The following is a 6,661-nucleotide window of genomic DNA, read 5'->3' as shown; positions in this document are numbered from 1 at the left end:
CTGAAGCGCCGTGCGAGCCGCCTGGTCGAACGGCGGCGGGCCGGCCTCCGCAGATGCGGGGCCGTCCGCCCCGTCCACCGCGCCTTGCGGCAACGGCAGGCCCGGCACCGGCACCTCCATCGATGCCGCTGGCCAGACGGCCGGCAGCGGCGGCAACGAGGCGCTTGCACCGGCCGCCGTCAATCCGGCCCAGACGGCGAGCGCCCGACATCCGTGCTTCATCATGGGTGCCTCCCGTCGTCCAGAGCGACTCGGTACGCGCCATCCGCCGTCGCGAGCGTCACGGCGACGGGATCGACTCGCACCACCCGCGCGGCCCCGAGGGCTTCGCCGGGCACCAGGGCAGCGAATGCGCCGCCACCGTCGTCGAACAACGCGAGACCGGCACGCCTGTCGCGAATCGTGCCGGCCAGGCGGGCAGCCGCCCCTTCCGTTTCCGACGAGCCGGCCCCGCCGAACGGATCGGCGCCGGGCGCGTCGGCCAGAACCGGCGTCTCCCCGCCCTTGGACGTCATCGCCGGCAACTCCGGAAACACGTCGACCGCCATTTCCACACGCGCGGCCTCCTTTCCTCGTTCGACACGCAGCGTGGTCGGCACCGCCAGCACCGGAAAACGCGCCAGCCATCCGACCATCTGCAGCAACGCGCGAAACCCGCCATCCGCGACAATGCGCACCGAGCGCTGCCCTTCCGGCACTGCCCCCTCGGCGCGCAGCGGTTCGATCGATACGCCGCGCAGCCCGCTCGACGCGGCGTGATCGGCCAGCTCCAGCATCAACGCGGCCCATTCCGGCGCACGCGACGAGCGATCACCGTCGGCCGCGGCCGGATGCGCGTCGTGTTGCCGTGCAGCGTCTGCGAGAACACGCTGCGCGTCGGCCTCTCGCTTCTGCGCCGCCGCCAGCAACGCGCGGCTGTGCGCGAGCCCGCTCCAGTCCGCGGCATTCGCCAGATGAATGCCGCCCGTCAGCACGGCCGCGAACGCGAGCACGCAGCCTGCAATATGCGCAGTCGCCGGCGACACGCGCCGCACGCCGTTCCGCCATCCTCCGCGATACGGTGCGGGCCGATGCGCGAGCGCCGTCATGCGCCACCTCCCGATGCTTTCCGGGACGGCATCGCGTCGCGCCAGCGCAACTGGACCGAGAACCGGAACGGCATCCCGCCGGCAGCGACCGGTGCATCCGGGGCTGGCTTCAACGCATCGATATCGATCCGCCAGCCACGCTGCTCGCGCGCCATCCCCGCAAGCCATCGCGCGGCCGCCCGGTAGCTCACGGCGCGGACATCGAGCACGGCACCGGCCGACGTCGTGCGCAGCGCATCGAGCCGAACCGTGCCGTCGTGCACCTGCGCCAGGGTCGCCAGCAGCCCCGCGACGTGCCGATAAGGTGCGGCGCGCGCGGCCGCCTGCGCGTCACGCTGCGCGACGACGGCCGCCGCATTGGCGGCGCGTGTCGCGGCGCCCATCTGCGGCTGCAATTGCCGCAGCCGCGCCTCCACGATTGCGCGCTCCGCATCCACACGCCACCGCGCCCCGCTGGCGGCACCCGTCCACAGGCCGGCGCCGAGTACGCCGAGCAGAACCGCCGTACCGCACTGCGCGGCCCGACGACGTCGCAACGCCCGCGCCAGCCGCTCCCGGTACGGCAACAGGTTGAAGCCGCCCGGCTCCGCATGGAGGGCCGTCATTCCCACACCCCGCGCAATGCCAGCCCGAATGCAACAGCCAATGCCGGGCCGCCCGGCGTGCCGGTGGACAGGCACGATTGCGCGCCCCAGCCCGCGCAGTCGAACGGCACCGCAACCGCGCCGACCACGTCGCCGATCTCGGCGACGGACGTTTCGAAGCGGGCGATACACCGCTCGTCCCCGGCCACGAGGACACAGCGCACGGCCCCGAGCGCGCGCCGGCGCAATGCATCGGAAAACGCCCCCGGCACCACGCCGGACAGCGTCAGCACCGGTACGGCCGACGGACCGTCGATTCGCCAGCCCTGCACGCCCGAGTCATGGAACCAGAGCGCCGCGCAGGGGCCCGCCTGCGCGTCGAGTTCGCATTGCGCCGCATAGTGCAACGCACGCAGCGCGGCGGCCGATTCGCCGTCGACCACCGTCAGATCGACACCGGCCTGCGCGGCCACATCGACCCGCCGTTCGATCAGCGCCAGCGAGGCCACGGCAACCTCGATCTCCCCCGCACCGCCCTCCTGCCGCCAGTCGAACGCGAGACTGTCCGGCGCGAGCCCCGAAATGCGTTCGGCCGCCTGCCGCGCGGCGTCCTCGATGTCGTCCCGCCCGGCCAGGTCCAGCATCGCGGTGCGCATCTCGTCATCGGGCAACGCCATCACGCCGCGCGCGCCGCACCGCACGTCGGCCGCCGACAGTCTCGACACGGCCGCGGCCAGCGCCCGCGCGACCGCCGCCCAACGCGCATCCTCCGGGCCGCCCGCCAACCCGACCGGCTCCCGCTCCAGCCCCTCGACGCACACCTCGGCGCCCCGGCCGCGCCGGCTCAGCACGACCACCCTCACCTCGTCCGCACCGACGTCGATTCCCGTCGACCGGTGCCCGCCCTGCGCAAACCGCGCTCGCCATCTTCCCGCCATCCCAGCCTCCCGAGATCGTCGCGGCCCACGCCGCGTTTCCGGGACTGATTCTGCAAAACGGCGCGTCGGGCCGACAGTCGGCCTAACGGCCAGCATCCGCTCGCGACGACCGCGCACGGGCTATGCTGGAAGCACGCCGGCCCGCGGCTTCGGGGCGGGCGGCCCCCGCGTCAGGACCGGTCTTACCGGGCAGCTATAATCGCGGGACTGTTTTCCGGTATGCCTATGCAATCCACGACTCCTACGTCCCCGCCTCCCGCCCCGGAGCCGAAGAAGCGGCCCTGGTGGCAAAAAGTCCTGCTCGGATTCGCCACGATGTGCGTGGCGCTCGTCGTGGCCGGCGGCCTCGTGCTCGGCTACGCGCTCGTCGTCGCGTGGCCGAACATGCCGTCGCTCGACGCGCTGACCGACTATCGCCCGAAGGTGCCGCTGCGCATCTATACGTCCGATCACGTGCTGATCGGCGAATTCGGCGAAGAGCGCCGCGACGTCGTCCATTTCAAGGACGTGCCCGACTCGCTGAAGAAGGCGATCCTCGCGATCGAGGACGCGCGGTTCTACGATCACGGCGGTGTCGACCTCACCGGCATCGTGCGCGCCGGCTTCGTCGCGCTGACGAACGGCCATGCGTCGCAGGGGGCGAGCACGATCACGATGCAGGTCGCGCGCAACTTCTTCCTGTCGAGCGAGAAGACCTACACGCGCAAGATCTACGAGATGCTGCTCGCGTACCGGATCGAGCGTGCGCTGACGAAGGATCAGATTCTCGAGGTCTACATGAATCAGATCTATCTCGGCCAGCGCGCATACGGCTTCGCGAGCGCCGCGCGGGTCTACTTCGGCAAGGACCTGAAGGACATCACGCTCGCCGAAGCGGCGATGCTCGCGGGGCTGCCGAAGGCGCCGTCCGCGTACAACCCGGTCGTGAACCCGAAGCGCGCGAAGGTGCGCCAGGAATACATCCTGCAACGGATGCTCGAGCTGAACTTCATCTCGCGCGAGCAGTACGACGAGGCCGTCGCACAGCCGCTCGTCGTCAAGGGTCCGGGCCGCGATTTCAGCGTGCACGCCGAGTACGTCGCGGAAATGGTCCGACAAATGATGTACGCGCAATACCACGAGGAAACCTACACGCGCGGCTTCAACGTCGTCACGACGATCGACTCCGCGGATCAGCAGGTCGCCTATACGGCGCTGCGCAAGGGCATCATGGATTACGAACGCCGGCACGGCTATCGGGGGCCGGAAGGCTTCATCGAGCTGCCGGCCGGCGCCGACGACCGCGAACAGGCGATCGACGATGCGCTGCTCGAACACCCCGACAACGGCGAACTGATTGCAGCGGTCGTCACGGCCGCGAACCCGCGCCAGATCACGGTCGCGTTCATCGACGGCAGCAATGCGACGATCGAAGGCGACAACCTGCGCTTCGCGTCGGGCGCGCTGTCGGCCAATGCACAGCCGAATCGCCGCATCCGTCCGGGTGCGATCGTCCGCGTCGTGAAGAACGACGCCGGCAAATGGTCGATCACGCAGTTGCCGCAGGTCGAGGGGGCGTTCCTGTCGATCGTCCCGCAGGACGGCGCGATCCGCTCGCTCGTCGGCGGCTTCGACTACAACAAGAACAAGTTCAACCACGTCACGCAGGCGTGGCGGCAGCCGGGTTCGTCGTTCAAGCCGTTCATCTATTCGGCGTCGCTCGACAAGGGCCTCGGGCCGGCAACGGTGATCAACGACGGTCCGCTGTATTTCAGCGCGGCCGAAACGGGCGGCCAGCCGTGGGAGCCGAAGAACTACGGCGGCGGCTTCGAAGGCCCGATGTCGATGCGCACCGCGCTGCAGCGTTCGCGCAACCTCGTGTCGATCCGGATCCTGAACCACATCGGCACGAAGTACGCGCAGCAGTACATCACGCGCTTCGGCTTCGACGCGGAACGCCATCCGGCGTACCTGCCGATGGCACTCGGCGCGGGCCAGGTCACGCCGCTGCAGATGGCGGGCGCGTATTCGGTATTCGCGAACGGCGGCTACCGCGTCAATCCGTACCTGATCGCCGAAGTCACCGATCCGAACGGCGCGATCGTCGTGCGCGCGCAGCCGCTCGTCGCCGAACAGAATGCGCCGCGCGCCATCGACGCGCGTAACGCGTACGTGATGAACAGCCTGCTGCAGAGCGTCGCGCAACGCGGCACGGGCGCACGGACCAACGTGCTGAAGCGCACCGACCTCGCGGGCAAGACCGGCACGACGAACGACTCGCACGACGCGTGGTTCGCCGGCTACCAGCACACGCTCGCCGCGATCGCGTGGATCGGCTACGACAATCCGCGCAGCCTCGGCGATCGCGAAACGGGCGGCGGCCTGTCGCTGCCCGTCTGGATCGACTACATGGGTGCCGCGCTGAAGGGTGTGCCCGAGTTCAAGCCGACGATGCCGGACGGCGTCGAATCGCTCGGCGGCGAGCTGTACTTCACCGAGTTCGCGCCGGGTCACGGCTTCGTGTCGACGGTCGGCGTGCCGCAAGCGCCAGCCGCGCAGAACGTCGATGCGACCGTGCCGCACGTCGACGAGCAGGAAAAGCAGGACATCATGAACCTGTTCCAGGCGCATTGACTCTCGGCCCGGACATGAAAAAAGCGCCCCGCGGGGCGCTTTTTTCGTTGGGTCACGCGTCGGGGCGGGGCCCCGATCGTCATGCGCTGAACGTGATCGGCAGGCCGGCCTGCTGAGTCGCGTATTCGGTGAGCGCCGAGAAGAACTCGGTGCCCGTGCGCGTATCGCGCCATGCGCCGTCGATGAACCGGTAATGGAAACCGCCGGCCTTCGCGGCGATCCACACTTCCTTCATCGGCGGCTGCAGGTTGACGATGATCTTCGAGCCGTTCTCGAACGTCAGCGTCAGGACGCTGCCGTTGCGCTCCAGATCGATGTCGTGATCGCCGTCGTTGGCGTCGTCGACGGTACGCTCGACGGCCGCCAGCACGGCCTCGGCACGGGTCAGGTATTCGGTATCGGACATGCTAAACTCTATCGGTTCAATTGTTCAGGGACGATCATGCGAGTCGTTTTCCGGATGAGCGCGATTGTAGCGGCTTTGGCGATTCTTGCCGGCTGCGGTCAAAGCGGCGCGCTCTATCTGCCCACCGTGCCTCCGCTGCCCAAGCCACTCCAGCAGCAGGACACACCGCCGTCGGACGTGAAGCCGACCGATGAAAACGCGTCGTCCGACAGTGTGCCTGATTCGTCCGGCACGCCGCTCATGCTGTCGCCCGAATTGTCGAGCGGGGCATCCGCCACGGCTGCACCGGCATCGAGCCCGGCCGTCGCGAAGTAACGACGCGCCGCCTGCGCAGGCTCGCGAAACGAGGCGATGACTTCCCGGTCATCGCCTTTTGTTTTTGGCTGCGCCGTCACGCGCGCACGCGCCGCCATCCCCATGCAACCAGCCGCCAGCCGAGCAGCGCGACGACGATCGCCGCATACAGCTTCGGCTGCGCGAGATTGTGCTTGCCGGCCCTCATCCACCAGAAGTGCAGCACACCGAACAGCGCGATCGCGTAGATCGCGCTGTGCAGCGTCGCCCAGTGGCGGCCGAGCCGGCGCACCATCGCGCGCGGCGACGTTGCCGCGAGCGGAATCAGCAGCACGAACGCGGCGAAACCGACCGTGATGAACGGGCGCTTGCCGACGTCCTTCAGGATCGCGACGACATCGAACCACTTGTCGAACCACAGGTAAGTCGTGAAGTGCAGCGTCGCGTAGAAGAACGCGAACAGCCCGATCATGCGGCGAAAGCGCAGCAGCGCGGCGAACCCCGTCATGCGCCGAAGCGGCGTGACGGCGAGCGTGACGCACAGCATCACGAGCGTCCAGAGGCCCGTCGAGCGCGTGATGAACTCGATCGGATTCGCGCCGAGCCGGTCGGTCAGCCCGAACAGCACGAGACGCGTGAGCGGATAAAGGCCCGCCGCGAATACCAGCACCTTGGCCGGCGCGAGCCAGCGCGGCGCGGCGGGGCGAGTCGCGCCGGCCCGCACGGCACGTGCAGCCG

General features: G+C 69.2%; 7 protein-coding genes and 1 pseudogene. 2 read left to right on the top strand and 6 right to left on the bottom strand.

Annotated elements, in window-relative coordinates; genetic code table 11:
* From DPV74_RS37820 to DPV74_RS37805, 4 genes and pseudogenes are all read right to left on the bottom strand, one after another.
* A pseudogene (locus tag DPV74_RS37820) lies at positions 1-225 on the bottom strand (type IV pilus secretin PilQ); the annotation flags it as partial.
* Positions 222-1,088, bottom strand: coding sequence for a pilus assembly protein (locus tag DPV74_RS37815; RefSeq protein WP_119339045.1), 867 nt, complete (start codon positions 1,086-1,088; stop codon positions 222-224). The pseudogene DPV74_RS37820 and the gene DPV74_RS37815, both read right to left, overlap by 4 nt.
* Entirely contained in the window at positions 1,085-1,693 is a 609-nt protein-coding gene (locus tag DPV74_RS37810; protein WP_119339044.1) for a fimbrial protein, read from the bottom strand. The genes DPV74_RS37815 and DPV74_RS37810 overlap by 4 nt, the downstream gene beginning before the upstream one ends.
* A complete protein-coding gene (locus DPV74_RS37805) occupies positions 1,690-2,610 on the bottom strand; it encodes a competence protein ComA (RefSeq protein WP_119339043.1) in 921 nt (306 codons plus the stop codon). The genes DPV74_RS37810 and DPV74_RS37805 overlap by 4 nt, the downstream gene beginning before the upstream one ends.
* A 219-nt stretch (positions 2,611-2,829) precedes the next feature.
* Between DPV74_RS37805 and DPV74_RS37800 the strand changes: the two genes are divergently transcribed.
* The gene (locus tag DPV74_RS37800) at positions 2,830-5,223 is read left to right on the top strand and encodes a penicillin-binding protein 1A (protein WP_059688370.1); all 2,394 of its coding nucleotides are present in this window, start codon (positions 2,830-2,832) and stop codon (positions 5,221-5,223) included.
* A 79-nt stretch (positions 5,224-5,302) separates the two neighbouring features.
* On the opposite strand, the gene cyaY is transcribed toward DPV74_RS37800, so the two are convergent.
* Positions 5,303-5,629, bottom strand: a complete 327-nt coding sequence (gene cyaY, locus DPV74_RS37795; RefSeq protein WP_021161744.1) for an iron donor protein CyaY — start codon at positions 5,627-5,629, stop codon at positions 5,303-5,305.
* 36 nt (positions 5,630-5,665) lie between these two features.
* Here cyaY and DPV74_RS37790 point away from each other — a divergent pair, with 36 nt between their 5' ends.
* Positions 5,666-5,944, top strand: coding sequence for a lipoprotein (locus DPV74_RS37790; protein WP_021161743.1), 279 nt, complete (start codon positions 5,666-5,668; stop codon positions 5,942-5,944).
* A gap of 76 nt (positions 5,945-6,020) precedes the next feature.
* On the opposite strand, the gene msrQ is transcribed toward DPV74_RS37790, so the two are convergent.
* On the bottom strand, positions 6,021-6,661 hold a 641-nt coding region (gene msrQ / locus DPV74_RS37785), incomplete at its 5' end, for a protein-methionine-sulfoxide reductase heme-binding subunit MsrQ (protein WP_119339042.1).

It is taken from the genome of Burkholderia sp. HAN2018, assembly GCF_024704855.1.
GTDB lineage: Bacteria > Pseudomonadota > Gammaproteobacteria > Burkholderiales > Burkholderiaceae > Burkholderia > Burkholderia cepacia.
This window is presented reverse-complemented; position numbering and strand designations above follow the sequence as displayed.